General features: G+C 65.7%; 17 protein-coding genes. 10 read left to right on the top strand and 7 right to left on the bottom strand.

Annotated features, from left to right (window positions below; translation table 11 throughout):
* The first annotated feature begins 17 nt into the window (after positions 1-17).
* Positions 18-989, top strand: a complete 972-nt coding sequence (locus I5E68_RS00065) for a right-handed parallel beta-helix repeat-containing protein (RefSeq protein WP_197159662.1) — start codon at positions 18-20, stop codon at positions 987-989.
* Positions 990-1,197: 208 nt separating this feature from the next.
* Here I5E68_RS00065 and I5E68_RS00070 read toward each other — a convergent pair whose 3' ends face one another.
* Positions 1,198-2,799 (bottom strand): O-antigen ligase family protein, encoded by a 1,602-nt coding sequence (locus tag I5E68_RS00070; RefSeq protein ID WP_197159663.1) that lies wholly within the window; start codon positions 2,797-2,799, stop codon positions 1,198-1,200.
* Between the two features lie 208 nt (positions 2,800-3,007).
* Between I5E68_RS00070 and I5E68_RS00075 the strand changes: the two genes are divergently transcribed.
* Both I5E68_RS00075 and I5E68_RS00080 read left to right on the top strand, forming a co-directional pair.
* A complete protein-coding gene (locus I5E68_RS00075) occupies positions 3,008-4,072 on the top strand; it encodes an acyltransferase family protein (protein WP_197159664.1) in 1,065 nt (354 codons plus the stop codon).
* Positions 4,073-4,178: 106 nt separating this feature from the next.
* The gene (locus I5E68_RS00080; RefSeq protein WP_197159665.1) at positions 4,179-5,465 is read left to right on the top strand and encodes a GumC domain-containing protein; all 1,287 of its coding nucleotides are present in this window, start codon (positions 4,179-4,181) and stop codon (positions 5,463-5,465) included.
* A 274-nt stretch (positions 5,466-5,739) separates the two neighbouring features.
* On the opposite strand, the gene I5E68_RS00085 is transcribed toward I5E68_RS00080, so the two are convergent.
* Positions 5,740-6,198, bottom strand: coding sequence for a hypothetical protein (locus tag I5E68_RS00085; RefSeq protein WP_197159666.1), 459 nt, complete (start codon positions 6,196-6,198; stop codon positions 5,740-5,742).
* Between the two features lie 670 nt (positions 6,199-6,868).
* On the opposite strand from I5E68_RS00085, the gene I5E68_RS00090 reads away from it, so the two are divergent.
* From I5E68_RS00090 to I5E68_RS00115, 6 genes are all read left to right on the top strand, one after another.
* The gene (locus tag I5E68_RS00090; RefSeq protein ID WP_197159668.1) at positions 6,869-8,041 is read left to right on the top strand and encodes an AAA family ATPase; all 1,173 of its coding nucleotides are present in this window, start codon (positions 6,869-6,871) and stop codon (positions 8,039-8,041) included.
* 58 nt (positions 8,042-8,099) lie between these two features.
* The gene (locus I5E68_RS20325; RefSeq protein ID WP_323982034.1) at positions 8,100-8,711 is read left to right on the top strand and encodes a CatB-related O-acetyltransferase; all 612 of its coding nucleotides are present in this window, start codon (positions 8,100-8,102) and stop codon (positions 8,709-8,711) included.
* On the top strand, positions 8,708-9,664 hold the full coding sequence (locus I5E68_RS00100; protein WP_197159671.1) for a glycosyltransferase family 2 protein: 957 nt from the start codon (positions 8,708-8,710) through the stop codon (positions 9,662-9,664). The genes I5E68_RS20325 and I5E68_RS00100 overlap by 4 nt, the downstream gene beginning before the upstream one ends.
* Entirely contained in the window at positions 9,664-10,581 is a 918-nt protein-coding gene (locus tag I5E68_RS00105; protein WP_197159672.1) for a glycosyltransferase family 2 protein, read from the top strand. The genes I5E68_RS00100 and I5E68_RS00105 overlap by 1 nt, the downstream gene beginning before the upstream one ends.
* A 207-nt stretch (positions 10,582-10,788) precedes the next feature.
* On the top strand, positions 10,789-13,068 hold the full coding sequence (locus I5E68_RS00110; RefSeq protein WP_370463749.1) for a TonB-dependent receptor: 2,280 nt from the start codon (positions 10,789-10,791) through the stop codon (positions 13,066-13,068).
* Positions 13,069-13,130: 62 nt separating this feature from the next.
* Entirely contained in the window at positions 13,131-13,427 is a 297-nt protein-coding gene (locus I5E68_RS00115; protein ID WP_197159677.1) for a hypothetical protein, read from the top strand.
* Between the two features lie 22 nt (positions 13,428-13,449).
* Here the strand turns inward: I5E68_RS00115 and I5E68_RS00120 are convergent, their stop codons facing one another.
* The 5 genes from I5E68_RS00120 to I5E68_RS00140 form a co-directional block, all read right to left on the bottom strand.
* Entirely contained in the window at positions 13,450-13,824 is a 375-nt protein-coding gene (locus tag I5E68_RS00120) for a (2Fe-2S) ferredoxin domain-containing protein (protein WP_197159679.1), read from the bottom strand.
* Positions 13,821-14,279: an acyl-CoA thioesterase gene (locus tag I5E68_RS00125; protein ID WP_323982035.1), complete on the bottom strand. Its 459-nt coding sequence runs from the start codon at positions 14,277-14,279 to the stop codon at positions 13,821-13,823. The genes I5E68_RS00120 and I5E68_RS00125 overlap by 4 nt, the downstream gene beginning before the upstream one ends.
* Before the next feature lie 61 nt (positions 14,280-14,340).
* Positions 14,341-14,904, bottom strand: coding sequence for a DUF2497 domain-containing protein (locus I5E68_RS00130; RefSeq protein ID WP_197159680.1), 564 nt, complete (start codon positions 14,902-14,904; stop codon positions 14,341-14,343).
* Between the two features lie 136 nt (positions 14,905-15,040).
* Complete coding sequence (locus I5E68_RS00135) at positions 15,041-16,495, bottom strand: TolC family outer membrane protein (protein WP_197159681.1); 1,455 nt, start codon at positions 16,493-16,495, stop codon at positions 15,041-15,043.
* A gap of 2 nt (positions 16,496-16,497) precedes the next feature.
* Positions 16,498-17,103, bottom strand: coding sequence for a protein-L-isoaspartate O-methyltransferase family protein (locus tag I5E68_RS00140; RefSeq protein WP_197159682.1), 606 nt, complete (start codon positions 17,101-17,103; stop codon positions 16,498-16,500).
* Between the two features lie 219 nt (positions 17,104-17,322).
* Between I5E68_RS00140 and I5E68_RS00145 the strand changes: the two genes are divergently transcribed.
* Positions 17,323-18,846, top strand: coding sequence for a fumarate hydratase (locus I5E68_RS00145; RefSeq protein ID WP_197159683.1), 1,524 nt, complete (start codon positions 17,323-17,325; stop codon positions 18,844-18,846).
* Positions 18,847-19,006: the final 160 nt, after the last annotated feature.

The raw sequence follows: 19,006 nt of genomic DNA on the forward strand, positions 1-19,006 counted from the left end.
GAGACTCAGGAGACTGCATGGCCACGCGCTTTCGTTACCGCACGACGATGATCCTCGCAGGGGCTGGCGCAGTCGCGCTCGGCATCGGCGTTCTCGCTCTCGGCACAGAACGGGTGAGCGCGGTTCCGGGCAGGCTCGTCTCCGCGGCGGCGAGCTTCGCCGCACCGACCACGATCGAGCAGGTGATCGCACGGGCCAAGGACGGCGAAGTCATCGAGCTGGAGGCCAAGGACTACGGCGAGATTCTCATCAAGGGGCACACCTGGGCCAAGCCGGTCACCATCCGGGCCCAGCCGGGTACGCACGGCACCCTCAAGATCGTGAAGTCGCAGGGCGTCAACGTCACCGGCGGCGACTTCGGCCATATCGAGAAGGGCTATGCGATGCATGTCCATCTCAGCAAGAACGTCAATATTTCCGATGTCTCGCTGACAGCCGCGCCTCGCGGACTGGTCATCTCGCGCTCGCAGAACGTATCGGTGAGCAAGGCCCGGATCACCGAGATGCGCATCGACGGCATCAACGTCGCGGCCTCGCAGCACGTGACGATCGTCGATTCGTCCTGCGCGCGCTTCAACACCGGCAAGGCCCACCCCGACTGCATCCAGCTGTGGTCCGACCCCAAGCGCGGCGGGACGACCAAGGACGTCACGCTGCTGCGCAACCGCTCGGACGGCAACATGCAAGGGTTCACGGCCTTCAACCACGTGCGCGACGGCGTCGACGACGGTGGTTTCGACCGTCTCGTCTTCCGCGACAACTGGGTGACCGGCTACTATCCCAACGGCGTCGCCGTCTACGATTGCCGAAACTGCGACATCAGCAACAATACGGCGGTAACTCCGCCCGATGCCAAGTGGCACGTCATCGTGCGCGCCATTCGCTGCACCGACTGCACGGTCGAGGGCAACGTGAACGGCAAGCGCCCTTCCGAACTGCGCAAGGCATCGGTCGAGGTCGAGAACACGTCAGCGAGCGAAACCCGCTAAGCGGTCGATCGCAAGATACCCTGATGGGGCATCTTCGCAGCGACGGCGCTCCTCTCCCAGCCTGATCGTCCCAGACTTTGGTGCTGGGGCTACGGCTGGGCGAGAGAGCCAATTGCCGCAAAAGTCGACATCAGCGTATTTGCAGACGGTCACCAAGGACCAGTCCAGCCCCCTGGCCCGTCCGGACCTTGCGAGCGCGACCCGATGATCAGCGCGACGTCGCCGCAGGGGGGCTGGCCGGCTTGTCCTTTTGAGCCCCGTCCATTTCCAGCTTGAGGCGATAGGCCACGGCAACGATGATCCCCATGTAGATGTAGAGGATCGAGACGTTGTCTTCCTGCGCAAGCGCGATCTTGATGAACATCCACACGGCTATCCCCGTAGCCGCGGGGATCGCGTTGGTCAGTTCACCGTGTCCGGCCTGACCGACCCTGAAGCCTCTCACCACGAACATCGCATACATCGCCACCATCACCGCAAAGCCCAGCGCACCATAGTCGAGCGCACCGGCCAGCACGTAGCTATCGATCGAGAGTTCGCCGATCGGGTTGCGATAGCCCAGCACGCTGGCGCTCTTGCCGGGGCCGTAACCGATGATCGGACGCTGCGCGATGTGCGGGATGGCGCTCTCGACCTGTTCCCAGCGGCTGTTGGTACTCGCCGACTGGGCACCGCCGCCGAAGGTCGCGATACGCAGTGCGGGGACGGCATAGATCGTCGCCACCGCAAGGGCCAGGGCCACGGGCGTGACGAAAAGCAGCACCGAGGCGAGCATGTTGTTACGCTCCTGGCGCCACTTGCGGTAGGTCCAGGCAGCGAAGTAGATACCGTGCGCCGCAAACGTGCCGACCAGACCGACGCGCGCGCGGGTCAGCAGGATCGCACCGAAGATCGCGAGGTGGGCAATGACAGCCAGCGCGCGCAGCCAGAAGTTCTTGCCCTCCATGATGTAGTGGATGAAGAACGGCATCGCCATCGCCATGAACTCGGCATAGGACAGCGAGACCGAGAAGGGCCCGGTGACGCGATATTCGCCCGAGCGGAAGACCGGCTCCAGCAGGTTGATCATCGCCGGATCGCTGACCTTGAGGAACGAGGGGATGTGGTTTGCCCACAAGATGCCCTGGTTGCGGTATTCGAAGAAGCCGATAACCGCGAGCACCACCGCAGAAATGCGGATCACGTTGGCGAAGAGGCGCAGGTTGCCCGCCCGGATCATGATGTAGATCGAGATCAGGAACGGTGCGGTCCAGCCGATCTGGTACTTGACGAAGTTCGGCAGGGCCGTGCCGATGTCCACCGAGAAGGGCACTGCCGCAAGCATGAAGCCCATGAAGGCCCAGAACAGCTTCATCTCGGTCTTGCAGGTCAGCGCTGCCGCCTTGAGCTCCTCGCGAAATGCGCGCGAGGAGGAGTAGCAGATCAGAAACAGGACGATCGAGAGGGCCAGGAAGATACGCCTGATCTCGATCAGGGGCAGGCCCGGAACCTGGATCGCCAGGTAATAGGGCCATAGGATGATCGAGACCGTGTACCAGAAGAACATCACGCCCATCAGCCGCGTCGGCGGATTGCGGTTTTCCGGAAGGACCCACACGATCGCGAGGGTCAGCAGCACCACCGGGAGCAGCGGCACGATGATCAGGTTGAGCGGCAGCCCCCCGATGCTTGCCCCGACCAGCGCCACACCGGCGATGATCGCAAGCTTGATCAGCAGTTGACCGCGCCAGCCATGCTCGGGCGGGTGGTAGGTCGAGATCGTGAAGGATCGCGCGGGCGACTTTGCGGCAACTGCGTCCAGGCTTGTCATGACCGTCCTTCTGTCATCGCGCAGGAAATGGGCGAGAGGATATCGTCCCGCGTTCTGAAAAGATCCAGCATTGCCAAGCTGATCGGAACAGCAGGGCACTTTCATGGCTTATGCCGTCGATGTAACCGATAGAACTTGAAACGCAAAGGCGGGATTGATAGCCAAAATGGGCCACTTTGGCCGGCAAAAAAACAATCCGGCAGCTCCCGTGACAGAGATCCCCGCCAAGATGACCACGACTGCCATGCCTGCACGCCGGCCCCGGCTCGACGACCTGACCCGGTGCAAGGGACTCGGCATCATCCTCGTGGTCTTCGGGCACATGCTCAACGGCCCACCGCCCGCCGGCGGGGAATGGTTCGTGACCATGCGAACGGCGATCTACGCTTTCCACATGCCCTTCTTCCTGTTCGTCAGCGGCTTCCTGTTCTATTACACCGGTAGCGATGCCAAGGCACAGAAGGCACCGCTGCGCTTCATCGGCCAGCGCGCCTGGCGCCTGCTTACGCCCTTCGTGCTCTTCGGCGGCGCGCTGATCGCAGCCAGCTTCGTCTTCACCGGCCAGGCCCAGGGAATAACCGATCCGGCGCAGTGGCCCGCGCTTGCCCCCAGGCTGCTGGGCTATGTCGGGGACAGCCTCGCCATCCACACCAAGGAGAGCCCGGCGCAGTTCCTGTGGTACGTCGCGGTGCTGTTCGAGCTGATCGTGCTTGCAGTGATCCTGCGCCCGATCGTGCCGTCGCCCGCACTCATCGCTCTGGTATTCATTCCGCTGATGCCGCTGGTGACGATGCCGGGGCTCGACCTGCTCTACATCAACCGCCTGTGCATCTACGGCGGCTTCTTCTTCGTCGGCGGCGCGATCGCGGCGGACCAGGAGCGCTGGAACGCGCTCACCGACAGGCACCTGCTTTCGGCGATCCTCGTCTTCGCGCTCATCCTCGTGATAACCCGCTGGCTGCAGGTCTACTACATTTCGATCCTGTCTTGCGGCCTTGCCTCGCTGGCGGTGCTGCACGGGCTTTGCCGACGCAACTGGCCGCGTTTCAATGCCGCCATGGAGTGGGTCGGCGAGTACAGCTTCGTGATCTACCTGCTCAACACGCTGTTCCTGTTCGCGACCAAGTTCGTGCTCGACCGGTTCATGTCGTGGGACGGCCCTGCATTCCTGCTCTACGTCGCGCTGATGTGGCCCGCCGGCATGTTCGGCCCGATCCTGGTGAAGCGGATCATTTTCAAACGTGTGCCGTTTCTCGACAGGATCACGACTTGAGCTTGCGCGGACCTGCGCCCTCGACTTATTCAATAGCCACATCCGATCCGTGCACGGCCGCGCGCACCAAAGGTCGGATCATGCAGACAGCCTGGGGACGAGTACGATGTTTGGTTTGAACCTGCCCCGCATCTGCAAGGCACACTGGCCCACGATCGCGCTTTCGGCGCTGACCTGCGTGTCGGCGGCGCTGTTCGTCGCGGATCGGTTGCCCAAGTCGTACGAGGGCATCGCGCGCGTGCGCGCCGACTATCTCAGCCCCGACCCGGTAACGCGTCGCTTCCAGCCGCGCACGGTCGTCTCGCGCTTTGCCGATACGCAGAACGAGATCATCTCCGATTCGATCATCACCGACCCGGTCGCCCAGCGCCTCGGCTATGTCATGGCACCGCCCGGCGGCGACACCCAAAACCCGCAATACCTCAGCAGCCTGCGCCGCGGTTCGCAGACCGTCGCGGACCAGACCATCGTGCAGTGGGATCGTGAAGTTCCCGAATTCGACATCCGTTTCTACGCGGGCACGCCGCAGGCCGCCGCGAAGGGCGCCGAGACCGTGCGTCAGGTCTACCTCGACCGCTTGCTCGAGATGAAGCATCGCAGCGATCGCGACGAGCTCGAAACGCTACAGCGCGCCGGCGCCCGTCTGACCAGCGCGCTCGACGACGCCACGCGCCGCAAGCGCGAATTCGAGAAGAAGCACGGCGTGCACCTCTTCGATGACAATACCAACAGCCTCGAACTGGGCATGCGCGCCCTGACCGGCAGCGTGCGCATGCCACGTGGCGCCAAGAACCCCGAGCGTCGCCGCGCTCCGGTCAACATGGGCCAGCTGGCACGGGTGAACTCTGCGCTCGCACTGGCCACGCAGCAGCTTGGCCCCAATCACCCGCAGGTCATCGCCCTGGTTGCCCAGCGCAATGCGCTCGCAGCACGCGCAGCGCAGGCTTCTGCAAACGACGGTGCGGTCCGCGAGGCGCCCGGCTCGGCTACGGCATTCTCGGCACAGACCGCCCGCATTCTGGCGCAGCGCAATGCGCTGGACGGCGCCAGCCGCATCGCCAGCGAGATTTCGGTTCTCACGCAGCACGGCAGGATCATCACCGCACGCGCTGCGGATATCCAACAGGAACTCGCCTCGGACTATACCGGGCTCGAGGCCGTCGGCCCGGTCGAACTGCCCAAGGCACCGATCAGCCCGCGCATGAAGATCATCGCCGTTCTGGCGCTTGCCATCGGCCTTATCCTTGGCGTGCAGATCTCGGTCCTGATCGAACTGCTCAACCGCCGGGTTCGCGGCACCGACGACCTATCCGACCTCGATGTGCCGGTGCTGGTCGCCTACAACCGCAAGCGGGTACTGGAAGTCGACGAGCCCGAGGCCGAGGCAGCCTGAGCGCGACGCGTCCCGGCGTTGGCCACACTGCGCAACGCCAGTCTCCCTGATGCCGGCCAGATAGGTTCCATTCCCCCGTCGACACAGGCACTCGCCTGCCAAGGTACCCGTCAGTCGAGGCGCTCAATGCAAGAAGGCCCCCTCTGCGCGCAGAGGGGGCCTTCTTGCATGATCATCTGAAGGAACAGAGACAAGGCCAGGGAATGAAAGATGCCGTCTTGCCCGACACCTCGCCCAGGCCGGGAGGTGTATTCCTCCCCGGTCCCGGCGCCCTTTACTTGGAGCGCTTGCGAAGTCCCTCGCCGACCGCGATCAGAACGCTGGCAGTCGCCATTGCGAGCGACTTGGCCATGCCGCCACGCGGGGGGCGGGCATTGGGATCGAGACGCGGGCTCATCGCCGGCAGCGGAGCGGTCCCGATCGGCTGGACATTGCTGACCGCGTCGGCAGAGGCGAACTCGGCCTCGGTCAGGGGCTGGTCGAACACGAAACCATAGCTGGGGTGCTTGGCCCACACGACGCTTGCCGCTCGGCGTCCCATCCATGCTGCGCCGATGGTAATGGAATCGCCCTCATGGAGCTCGGAACCGAGCGTCGCACGAAAGCCGGTGATCGAGAGGTTCTCGATCTCGACGTCGATCGGCGCCGCTTCCTTGCGGATCGTGCCGGGGATCGCGACCTCGCGACGTTCACCAAAGCGATCGTCGATCTGAATTCTTGCTGCAAGACCCATAATTTCAATCCATCCCGTTTCGGCAAGCCCAACAATCGGACGAAGCGTGCATTTTTAACTACGGGCCCATCGTTAAAGAAAAGCTAAGGTTAGAACCGCATATTCTGCCCAGACGGCGGGAGACGGATTCTTGGCTCCCGGATCAGGGCGCGCCCCCGCCGTGGAACCAAAGCGCGCAGCAAGCATTCGGGATGGGACGTGGAGACGGGATTGATCGAGGCCGTTCGAACCAGCTGAAATTTCTCCGAGATCTGGCATCGCTGACGCTACACGCGGCAATCGATGACAGTCTCGTTTTCGGAAGGATCGAGCGGACCGCCCGGGGTCAAGGCATGTGGGGCAGCGAATTTGCAGCGGGGCGTCTCAATTTGATACCGCACTGCAGCAAGTTTGTCGGATTAAGGGGTCGTCACCAGGCCTCCTCCTATGGCATGTTACCAATCTCCGCATTACCGTGCCGCGCACGTGAATGGAGAAAGATGTGAGTTGGTTTAAGCGACTTTTTTCCGGACAACCGGTACGGGAAGATTATTCTCCCTCTACGTTCTCGACGGCAGATTTTGCTTCCCCGCCGGCCAAGCTCGGCAGGAAAGCATTTCTTCCCCGCTTCCACGGTTCGGCCACCGACGAGCTGCGCGGCGTGCGCGGCGGCCCGGTAGAACGCATTCGCATGCGTCTGCGCGACACGCTGACCCCTTCGCAACCGGTCTCGAACACCCGCAATTTCGCGGGGCGCACCGAAGTGCTCAACACGCTGATCCGCTCGATCGAGGACCAGCGCCTGCACACGGTGCTCTTCGGTGAACGCGGCATCGGCAAGACCTCGCTTCTCCACGTCATGACCCAGCTCGCCGAGGACGCGCAGTACCTCGTGCGCTACGTCTCGTGCGGCGAGGAGACCGACTTCAACTCGCTGGTCCACTCGATCGCGGAATCGATCCCGCTGCTCTATCATGCGGATTACGATCCGACCGATGCCGAGATCGAGGAAGGCAAGTCGATTGCCAGCCTGCTGCCCTCCAGCATGGTCAGCGCCAACCAGCTGTGCGACGTCTTCGCACGCCTTTCGGGCACACGCCTGCTGATCGTGCTCGACGAGTTCGACCGCAGCCCGCACGGCGCGTTCCGCCGTTCGATCGCCGAGCTGATCAAGAACCTGTCCGACCGCTCGATCCGCGTCCAGTTCGTGATCGCCGGCGTCGCCAGCAACCTCGACGAACTGATCGAGCACATTCCCTCGATCCGCCGCAACATCATCGGCCTGCGCGTCCCGCCGATGAACGCAGAGGAAGCACGCGAGCTGCTCTCGATCGGCGAGGATGCCAGCGGCATGACCTTCCAGGATCAGGCAGTCGACCTCGTCACCGTGATCGCCAACGGCTCGCCCTATCTCGTCAGCCTGATCGGCCAGCATGCCGCGATGCACGCGATCGACCGTGACGCGCGCGAGATCGAGGCCAGCGACGTCGCCGAGGCCGTGCGCCTGGCCGTCGAGGAAATCGAGCAGCGCATCACCGAGAAGACGGTCAAGTCCGTCGACCGCATCTTCGCCAAGGGCAGCGGCGTCGACCTGGGTACTCTCGCCTGTGTCGCGATGTCCAAGGGCGGTCGCCTCGAGACGCAGCCCAACGGCGAGTTCTCGGACAAGGCGCTCGAAAACAAGCGCATCATCACCGAAACCGCAGCTCCGGCCAACCTCGTGGCGCCGGTCGGAGATCCCGCCGACGGCACTTACGAGTTCTGCGAGGAAGGTGCGCCCGCCTATATCTGGATGCGCCTGAGCCAGTCACAGTTCGAGCAGAACTCCAGCCCCACCGCCAAGCCGATGGTCATGATCGGCTGATGCGCTGCGGCGCCTGATACGAATTCGCGGAGTACCGAACTTGGGCATTGTCTCGAAGGTGACCGAGCACGTCCGCCTGCGCCTGTGGCGTCGACGACAACACGACAACACAGCGCTGCGCGCCTATTTCCGCGAACGATACCGGATCGATGTCGGGATGCAGTCCTACGGCTGCTTCGACCAGTGGCGCATGCCCGGCCCGATCCGGATCGGGCGCTACTGCTCGATCGCGAGCACCGTGCGTTCGGCCCCGATCAACCACCCGGTCGATGCGATGACCACGCATCCCGCGCTCTACGAACGCAAGTTCGGGGTGGTCGATACCGACATCCACTGGGATGACGTGCTCGACATCGGCGACGACGTGTGGATCGGCCACAACGTGATGATCCTGCCCGGCTGCAAGAACATCGGCCGCGGCGCGGTGGTCGGCGCAGGCGCGGTGGTCACCAAGGACGTGCCCGCCTACGCCATCGTCGCGGGCAACCCGGCACGCAAGCTGCGCGACCGCTTCACGCCCGATCTCATCGAGGCGCTCGAGGCCAGCCGCTGGTGGGAACTCGATCCGCCCGAACTGCGCGCGCTGGTCAAGGAAAACCGCGAGCTCGTCTACCATCCGACCGCAGCCAGCCTGCGCGAATGGACCAGTTCGCGAGGCCGCAAGGCATGAACGAAGCGAGCGGCCAGCCTCCCCTTCCCGGTCCGCATGACGAATCCGCGCCAGGTGGCACGACAGGAGACGGGGCCGCGCCCTCGCCGCTGATCAGCGTCATCGTCCCGCATTACGAAGACCTGGATCGCCTCTCGGCCTGTCTCGACGCCCTGGTGCGACAGGAAGGCGATCTCGACTACGAGATCGTCGTTTCCGACAACATGTCCCCCAGCGGCGAGACTGCGGTGCTGGCGGCGATCGCCGGGCGCGCGCGGCTGGTCTTCGCCAGCCGCAAGGGCGCTGGCCCTGCGCGCAACGTCGGCGTCGCGCAGTCGCGCGGGCGCATCCTCGCCTTCACCGACTGCGACTGCGTCCCGGAACCCGGCTGGCTCAAGGCCGGTGTCGCCGCGCTCGACAAGCATGATTTTGTCGGCGGACAGATGACCGTGAGCGTGTCCGACCCCGCGCACATGAGCGGCGCCGAGGGCTTCGAGCGCGTCTTCGCCTTCGACAACCGAAGCTACGTCGTGGACAAGGCCTTCACCGTCACGGCCAACCTGTTCTGCACCCGTGCGCTGTTCGACAAGGTCGGCGAATTTCGCACCGGGGTCTCCGAAGACCTCGAGTGGTGCCACCGCGCACGCGATGCCGGTTACCGCATCGGCTATGCCGGCGATGCCATCGTCGGCCATCCCGCGCGCGCCAACTGGTCCGAATTGCGCCGCAAGTGGCATCGCATCAATGCCGAGACTTATGGCCTGTACCTCGGCAAGCGACTTGGTCGCGCCAAGTGGGCGGTGCGCGCCTTCGCGCTGCCCGCCTCGATCCTCGCCCATACCCCCAAGGTCCTGACCAGCGGACAAGTCCCCGGCCTGGGCAACAAGGCCCGCGCGCTGGGCACGCTGGTGGCGATCCGCAGCTGGCGCATGGTTGATTCGCTCGGCCTCGCGCTTGGAAAGAAGGTTTCTTGATGCACGTTTCGATCGCCATCGTGGCGTTCCGCAATGCCGACGAGATCGTCGGCTGCCTCGATGCCCTGGCAAAGGGCACCCACACCGATTTCGACGTCGTGATTTGCGAGAACGGCGGGCCCGAGGCCTATGCCGAACTCGAGCGCGCGGTACCTGCCGCCCTGCCCGGCGGCCAGCGCGTGCAGACGATTCTCGCCCCCGGCAACCTTGGTTATGCGGGCGGGGTCAACGTCTGCATGAAGGCCGCGCCCGAAGCCGATGCCTGGTGGGTGGTCAACCCCGACACCGTGCCCGCGCCCGGCGCGCTTGCCGCGCTTGTCGCGCGTCTCGAACGCGGTGACGTCGCCGCGGTGGGCGGCGTACTGCACAACCCCAAGGGTCGCATCCAGGCCTATGGCGGGCACTGGCGTTCCTCTGCCGCACGCGCAGTCTCTATCGGCAGTGGCGAGACACTGGACCACAAGCCCGACGCAGCGCAGGTCGAAGCGCGCACCAATTACCTGCTCGGCGCCTCGATGCTGATCGGCCGCGCCTTCGTCGACAAGGTCGGGCTCATGCGCGAGGACTATTTCCTCTATTGCGAGGAAGTCGAATGGTGCCTGCGCGCGGTGCAGGCAGGCCTCAAGCTGGGTTTCGCGCCCGATTCGCTGGTCTGCCACGACCAGGGCGGCACTACCGGCTCGGGCGATGCCCATCGTTCGCGCCCCAAGATGCCGATCTACCTCGACGAGCGTAACAAGCTCAACGTCGTGCGCGACACCACGCCGGGCAAACTTCCGCTCGCCGCAGCCAATTCGCTGGCGCTGCTATTTGCCCGTTATGGCCGGCGCGGCGCCTTCCGCCAGCTGGGCTACGGCCTCTCGGGCTGGTTCGCGGGGCTGCGCAACCGGCGCGGCGTCCCGCCCTGGATGGCCTGACCTTCCTCATTGACCCTTAGTCCCATTGCGATGCCGCCCTCCTCCTCCACAAGGAGAGGCTGAACCGGCAGCGTAAAGGCCGGAATGACCGGTTATTCGGGGACGAGGGAGATCAAGATGCGGCGCGCGTGGGCGGCCAGCCTGGCAACGCTGGGCACAGCAGGACTGAGCTTCAGCCCCGCATTCGCGAGTGACGACGCCGCGATCATGCCTCCCCCGCTCGTGGCAGATGCCGATGGCGCCAGTGACAGCGCACAGCTTCCCGGCGCAATCGTGGTGACAGCCCCGGGCGGCAGCTTCGACATCGACGATGCCCACACGCTCTCGCGCGCAGACATCCTGCTCAGCGGAAGCCCGGACCTGCTCGCCAGCCTCACCCGGTCCATCGCCGGGGTCAGCCTGCAGGATGCGCAGGGCAATCCGTGGCAACCCAACCTCGTCTACCGCGGCTTCACCGCCTCGCCGCTACAGGGACAGGCGCAAGGGCTCGCCGCCTACCTCGACGGTGCGCGCTTCAACCAGCCCTTCGGCGACACCATCGGCTTCGACCTCATACCCGAGGCAGCGCTGCAATCGGTCGCGCTGCGCGATGCCAGCCCCGCGCTCGGGCTCAATGCGCTGGGCGGCACGCTCGTGCTCGAGACCGCGACCGGACGCTCGGCCCCCGGCATGGATGCAGCGCTCTCGATCGGCAGCTACGGCGAGCGCGAGGTCTCGCTTTCAGCGGGCGGCACTGCTGGCGATTTCAGCTATTTCGCCGCCTTCCAGTCACGCCGAGAGACCGGCTGGCGCGATTTCAGTCCCTCGCGGCTGGTCAATGGCTACCTCGACCTTGGCTACGACACGCAGACAGCAGGCCTCCACGTCAAGCTGATCGGGGCCGACACCGATCTCACCGGCAATGGCGTCGCCCCGGTCGAGCTGCTTGCGGCACGTCGCGCTGCCGTACTGAGCTGGCCCGACCGCTCTACCAGCCGCTACGGGCGGATCAGCCTCCACCCATGGGTCGCGCTCAGCGAGGAAACCCGCATCGAGGCGACGCTCTACCGCCAGCGCCTGCGGGCCCGCAGCGTCAACGGCGACATCGCCGATATCGAGGACTGCGAGGAACCCGCAGATGCGGGCCTGCTCTGCCTCGGATCGGACGATGACGACGAAGCCAGCGTGCTGACCGACGCAGCCGGTGCACCGATCCCCGAGCTGCTGGACGATGGCGCTTACGGCGTGCTCAACCGGGGCGCCTTGCACAGCCGCTCGATGGGCCTGCTCGCGCAGGTCATCGACGAGCGCACGCTGGGGGCAGGTACCAACCGGCTGGCGCTGGGCATGAGTATCGACACCGGCACCAGCGACTTTGCCAGCAGCACCGAACTGGGCGCGTTCACACCGCTGCGCAGCGTCGAGGGTCTCGGCCCGCAGATCATCCAGGCCGACGGCGCGATCGCGCCGGTCTCACTCACCGCGCGCACGCGCTACATCGGGCTCTTCGTCGCGGAAAGCCTCCCCCTCGGCGCGGACCTCACCGCCGAAATCGGCCTGCGCTACAACCACGCGCGGGTGCGCATGCGCGACCGGATCGGCACCGCGCTCAACGGCGACCACCGCTTCGACAAGCTCAACCCCGGAATCGAGCTGGACTGGCAGGTCTCGCCAGCGCTGACGCTTCGCGCAGGCTATGCCCAGACCAACCGCGTGCCGACACCGGCCGAACTTTCCTGCGCCGACGAGGAGGCGCCTTGCAGCCTCGCCAACTTCTTCGTCGCCGACCCGCCGCTCAAGCAAGTCGTCGCGCATGGCTGGGAACTGGGGGCGAGCGGCAGCGGTGGCAGCGCAGGCTGGCACTGGAACTGGCAGCTTTCGGCATGGCGCACGCGCAACCGCGACGACATCGTCCACGTCGCCTCGGCGATCCGCGGCCGCGCCTATTTCCGCAATATCGAGCGGACCCGCAGGCAGGGCATCGAGGCCTCCTTCGCCGCAAACACTGCCACAACCCGCATTTCCGCGAGCTACGCCTTTACCGATGCGACCTTCGGCGCACCCGCGACGCTCTCGAGCCCGTCGAACCCGCAAGCAAGCGATGCAGGAACGATCGAGGTCTCGCAGGGAGATGCCATTCCCGGCATACCCCGCCACAGCGCCACGCTGAGCATCGACTACGGTATCGTCCTCGCCAGCCACCGCCTCGACCTCGGCGGGGATCTGATCGCGCGTTCGGGCCAGCGGCTGGTCGGCGACGAGGCGGGGCTTACGCCCAAGGTGCCGGGCTATGTCCTCGTCAACCTGCGCGCGAGCACGCAGCTGGGCGGCGCGATTTCGCTCTTCGGCGAAGTGCGCAACCTGTTCGACCGCGACTACGCGACCTTCGGCACCTTTGCCGAGATCGACGAAGTCGCGCTCGCAGAGGCCCCCGAGGCAAGCGACCCGCGTGCCTACGGTCCGGGTGCACCGCGTCGCTGGACGCTCGGGCTGCGCGCGCAGTTCTGAGGCCCTGAGGTTGCGGACTGCCCCTTGCGCGGCACCGGACGAAGGCGCACATGGGGGCAACGATGATACCGCGTTCCCCCCTCGACGATCCACACAAGGCCGCGCACGCCTGGGCGCGCTACCTGCGCATCATGCGCTGGATGATGCTGCTCACGGTCACCCTCGTCGCCATCGCGATCTACCTGCTCTACCGCTCGAACGGGATGGTCTCGATCCACTTCTACATCGCCACCGCGCTGGGCATCGGGTTCACCATGCTCCTCGCCTCGGCGCTGATGGGGCTGGTTTTCCTGTCCAGCGGGACAGGTCACGACGAGACCATCGTCGATCCGCTCGAAGACGACGACGCGCAGCGCTGATCATTCCGGCGTTGGGAGCGGTTCAGTCCTGCCTTGGCCGCAGGCGGAATTCCTCGACCGGCTGGCCACCGACGAGGTGCTGCTGGATGATCTTCTCGAGCACCTCCTCGGTGCATGAGTGGTACCAAACGCCATCGGGCCAGACGACCGCAACGGGTCCGGCAAAGCAGATGCGCAGGCAGTCCGCCTTGGTTCGCGCAACGCCGCCACGCCCGTCGAGTCCAAGCTGCTTGAGGCGCTTTTTCAGATACTTCCAGGCTGCCGCACCTTTCTCGGGCGAACAACACTCGCCCTTCTGCGGTTCGGCGCAAATGAAGATATGGCGATGGATGCCATTGCCACCGGCCTTGGCGAGCGCCGCAGCGGCAGCCTCGATCTCCTTCTTGCCCGCGCTCACGAGCGCAGCATCCAGCCGTCGAAGACCTGCGGCACGGGCTGAACCGCACCTTGCGGATCGACCGCCACCATCACGCTGCGTGCGAAGCCGACAAGCGTCTCGCCCTGACGCAGCACCTGCACCAGCGTGAGGCTGCTGCGCCCGATCTTCTCGACCGCGCAGTGAATGGTGATCGCGCCGGGGTAGTGCGCCTGTCCAAGGTACTCGATCGCCACGCTCACGATCATCACGTTGAGATCGCGGATGTGCGCGCGAAAACCGTTGGCATGATAGAAGCGCACGCGGGCATCCTCGATGAACGAGGCGATCGCGACGTTGTTGAGGTGTCGATTGAGGTCCTGGTCGCCGAAGCGCGGTTCGATGTCGCAGGAAAACGGGTAGCGCGCCGGGTCTAGCAGCGCGGGATCAGGCTTGGGCATGAAGCGAAGGTAGGAAGCGGGCGGACCGACGTCCACCCCTCCCTGTGACCTGATCGGTGCCGCTCGCCTTCGAAGCGGGCCGGCGGCTACACGATGCTCAGCCCTTCTTGCCGACGATCCGCGCGATCTCGGCGGCGACCATGCGCTCGACCAGCTGGGGCAGGTTGGCCTCGAGCCACTCGGTCAGCGCCGGGCGCAGCAGTTCGCGGGTGAGGTCTTCGAGCGAGGTCTCGCCCGAGCGCACGATCTTGGGTGCGGCCCCGGGCTCGGAGAGCATCGCGAGTGCGGCCAGCGAATCGCGCATCGAGGCACGCATCCGGGGCTGGATCAGCGAAGGCTCGTCGCGCTCGTCCTCGCCATCGTGATCCTGCATCGCCATGTCCTGCGCCGTCCTTTCGTCCACTTCCTCCTGTGCCGAGACCTCGGCTTCCTGCGCGAGGTCGAGGATGTCCTCGCCCAGCCCATCCGCGTCATAGTCAAGCGGACGGAAGGCAGGGGTGGAATCGAGCGGCGCGGTCTCGTTCGAGGGCACCTCGCGGGTCGCCTCGGCGCGAGGCTTGTCGGAAAGCGAGTTGCGCACCGCGTCGCGGGTGTCGCGCGCGATCACGTGCTTGATCGACTGGAGGATCTCCTCGACTGACGGTTCACCGTTCTGTCGCATTCCCATACCCCCTTGAAATCCCACAATTACCCCCGCCTGGAGTGGCCTGAGACGAAGCAGGGGGCGACTTGCCCGCAGTGCTGCACCGCCAACTTTGGCACGTGAAAGACCTGCCCCGAGTCGGAGCAGGCCCTAGTCAGTTCTGAATGTTCCCATCCTGGGACGGTGTGTCAACGGTGCGCGTCGACTGTGGCACAGGTGCCGGATCGTCGTCCCAGTCGAAGAACTTGCCGCGCACGCGCTCGTAATTGACCTCGGGATCGTAGAGCAGATCGGCATCGAGGTTGAGGTCGCGCGCCTCGGCGCGGCCCATCGCGGCGAGCAGCGTGAAGCCCGCGACATAGGCATTGCGCCGCGCGGTCACCAGCTCGGTCTGGGCGTTGAGGTATTCCTGCTCGGCATTGAGGATGTCGAGAATGGTGCGGTTGCCGACCGAGTTCTCCGCGCGCACGCCCTCGAGGCTGAGATCGCTGGCGTCGACCGCGATCTGCGAGGATTCGATCAGGTCCTGCGCCGCGACCCAGGCGGTATAGGCCGAGCGGACCTGTGCGATGACCTGGCGTTCGACCGCGATTTCCTGCTCCATGGTCGCCTGCGCCTGCGCCTGCGCCTGGCGACGCTGGGCTGCGGGACGACCGCCCTGGAACAGCGGAATGGTGATCTGCGCGCCGGCCTGTGCCGAACGGTCGGTCTGCGGGAACTGCGCCGAGCTGATACCGCCCAGCGTGTCGAGATAGTTGCTGTAGCTGCCGGTGGCGTAGAGGCTCACGGTCGGCAGACGGCTCGCCCCGGCGACGTCGATGTCCTTCTCCGCGGCGCGGGTCCGCTCGCGCGAGGCGATGAGGTCGGGGTTCTTGTCGAGCGCGATGCGCACGGCATCGTCGGGTGTCTCGGGAAGGTTGGGCAGCGGCGGCGGCGGCGCTAGCGCCTCGGGCGCCTTGCCGACCAGCCGGATGTACGTCTCGCGCGCGGCGACGAGGTCCGCCTCGGCGCTACGGGCATTGCTGCGCGCCAGAGCCAGACGCGACTGCGACTGCGCGACGTCGGTGCGGGTCACGTCGCCAATCTCGAAGCGGTCGCTGGTCGCCTGAAGGTTGACCTCGAGCACCGCCACGTTCTTGCGGTTGAGCCCGACCAGCGCCTCGGCGCGGATCACGTCCATGTAGGCGGCGACGACATTGGAGAACAGCGAGCTCTCGGTCGCGCGCAGGTCGGCCTGTCCGGCCTCGACGCGGATCTTGGCGGCCTTGACCGCATTCTTCACTGCGCCGCCCGAATAGACCGGGACGCCGAGGTCGGCACCGGCCGAGATCAGCCTTTCAGGCGCGGTGAACGAGGTGCGGCTCTGAACCACGAATTCGGTGTAGGAGCCATCGACCGAAGCGCTGGGCAGGCCCGGCGCGCGGGCGATCGGCACGCCCTCGTCGATCCCGCGCTGCTGGGCGCGGGCGCCTTCGATCGTCGGGTTGCTGGTATAGGCCTGGACGAGCGCGTCGCGCAGCGTGTCCGCCCTGGCCGGAGTGACACTCCCCAGGCACAGCAGCCCGACGCCCGTCATCAACCCGGCACGCCATGGTGCGGACCGGGTCATGCTCAGAAGCTCCAGCGCTTGGGTGCGGCGAATTCGGGGAGCACCGGGATGCCCATCTCGCCGACCGGAAGCAGCGAAACGACGCCCGCGGTCTTGCGGCCGACCGCGAGGCGGGTCACGCCGCGCAGCACTTCGCCGGTGACGATGCGGCAGCCTTCGGGAACGCTGGCGAGCAGGGTCTCGGGCAGAGCCTCGACCGCGCCGTCGATGACCAGCAGCGTGCAGCCTTCGAGATTGGCCGAACCGGCAGCGGCATCGGCAAGGCCCACGGTCTCGAGCGAGCCGACGAGACCGCGCAGCAGCGCCGCGAAGTAGCCCTGCGCGTCACCAACGAGCACGACCTTGTCCTTGGGACCCGGTGCCGCCTCGCTCAGCGCGCGGCCGTAGAACAGCGGCGCGGCGAGGAAGCCGCCGGTGGCTGCGGGCACCGCACGGTCGATGTAGGCAGCCTGCTTCCAGTCCGCCGCGACGTAGTCCTCGCGGGCAACGGCAGCCATCGCGCCGAGCACCCAGGGCTCGTTCACGCCGCTGGTGCGCAGCTGGCTGACGATCATGGCACGGCGTGCCTCGTTGACGACAGGGGCGGACCGTTCCTCGGTCAAGGTCATCTTCGCAGTTCCTCAAGCAGTGGTGCCGGACCGCCTTGCGGGCAGGTGGCCGTGCACAAGTCGTTCAGCAATCTGGCCGTCTTCTAGGACAAGGCGCGGGACAGGCCAAGCGCTTTGACGAGACACTCGTCGATGCTGCTTGACGCTTTGACGATCAGGGGACCCGGGCCTATGGGGTTGGCGCAATTCGTTATCCGCACAACCGGGAGCGCACTTTCCATGGCAGAAATGGTGACCATCCGCGAAGACGACCTGATCGAAAGTGTCGCCGACGCCCTCCAGTATATCAGCTACTACCACCCGATGGACTACATCCGCGCGCTGGGCGAGGCCTACGAGGCCGAGCAGGGCCCCGCCGCGAAGGACGCCATCGCGCAGATCCTCACCAATTCGCGCATGTGCGCCGAGGGCCACCGCCCGATCTGCCAGGACACCGGCATCGTCAACGTGTTCGTCGAGTGGGGCCAGAACTGCCGCCTCGAGAGCGACCGCTCCTTGCAGGAAGTGGTCGATGAGGGCGTACGCCGCGCTTACGGCAACAAGGAAAACAAGCTGCGCGCCTCGGTGCTGGCCGATCCTGCCTTCACCCGCCGCAACACCAAGGACAACACGCCTTCGGTGCTCTCGGTCTCGATGGTCCCGGGCGACAAGGTCTCGGTCGACGTCGCGGCCAAGGGCGGCGGTTCGGAAGCCAAGTCCAAGTTCAAGATGATGAACCCGAGCGACAACATCGTCGACTGGGTGCTCGAGATGATCCCGCAGATGGGCGCGGGCTGGTGTCCGCCGGGCATGCTGGGCATCGGCATCGGCGGCACGGCCGAGCACTGCGTCAAGCTCGCCAAGCAGAGCCTGATGGACCCGATCGACATGGGCCAGCTCAAGGCGCGCGGCCCGCAGAACGACATCGAGGCGCTGCGCATCGAAATCTTCGACAAGGTCAACGCAATGGGTATCGGCGCGCAGGGCCTCGGCGGCCTCGCCACCATCCTCGACGTCAAGATTCTCGACTGGCCGTGCCACGCGGCGAACAAGCCCGTCGCGATGATCCCCAACTGCGCCGCGACCCGCCACGCGCACTTCACGCTCGACGGTTCGGGGCCCAAGTACCTCGAGAAGCCCAACCTCGCCGACTGGCCCAAGGTCGAGTGGAAGCCGAGCAAGGAAGCCATCCGCGTCGATCTCGACACCCTCACCCCCGAGGACGTGAAGAGCTGGAAGCAGGGCGACCGTCTGCTGCTCAACGGCAAGATGCTGACCGGACGCGATGCGGCGCACAAGCGCATCCAGGACATGCTGGCCAAGGGCGAGGAACTGCCCGTCGATTTCAAGGGCCGCGTGATCTACTACGTCGGCCCGGTCGATCCGGTGCGTGAAGAAGTCGTCGGCCCGGCTGGCCCGACCACCGCGACGCGCATGGACAAGTTCATGGACACCATGCTCGAGCAGGGCCTGCTCGCCTGCGTCGGCAAGGCCGAGCGCGGCCCGGCAGCGACCGAATCGATCGCCAAGCACGAATCGTCCTACCTCATGGCAGTGGGCGGCGCTGCCTACCTTGTCAGCCGTGCCATCAAGGAAGCCAAGGTCGTCGGCTTCGAGGACCTTGGCATGGAAGCGATCTACGAATTCACCGTCGAGGACATGCCGGTGACCGTAGCCGTCGATTCCGAAGGCAAGAACGTCCACCAGCTCGCCCCGCTGGTGTGGCGCGAAAAGATCGCCAAGGAAGGCCTGCTCGCCGACTGAGCCGCCTTGCGACAAGGCTGATCGCGAAGGGGGCGGTGCAGGCGAAGGCCGGCACCGCCCCCTTTCTCGTACCGCTCGCCTTTTTCCCTGCGATCGCACGCATCTGGCCCGCTCGACGAATGACACACCCCGCCCGACCGGGGCTCTGGCGCACCAGCGC

Origin of the sequence: Novosphingobium aureum (genome assembly GCF_015865035.1) — a bacterium.
GTDB classification, from domain to species: domain Bacteria; phylum Pseudomonadota; class Alphaproteobacteria; order Sphingomonadales; family Sphingomonadaceae; genus Novosphingobium; species Novosphingobium aureum.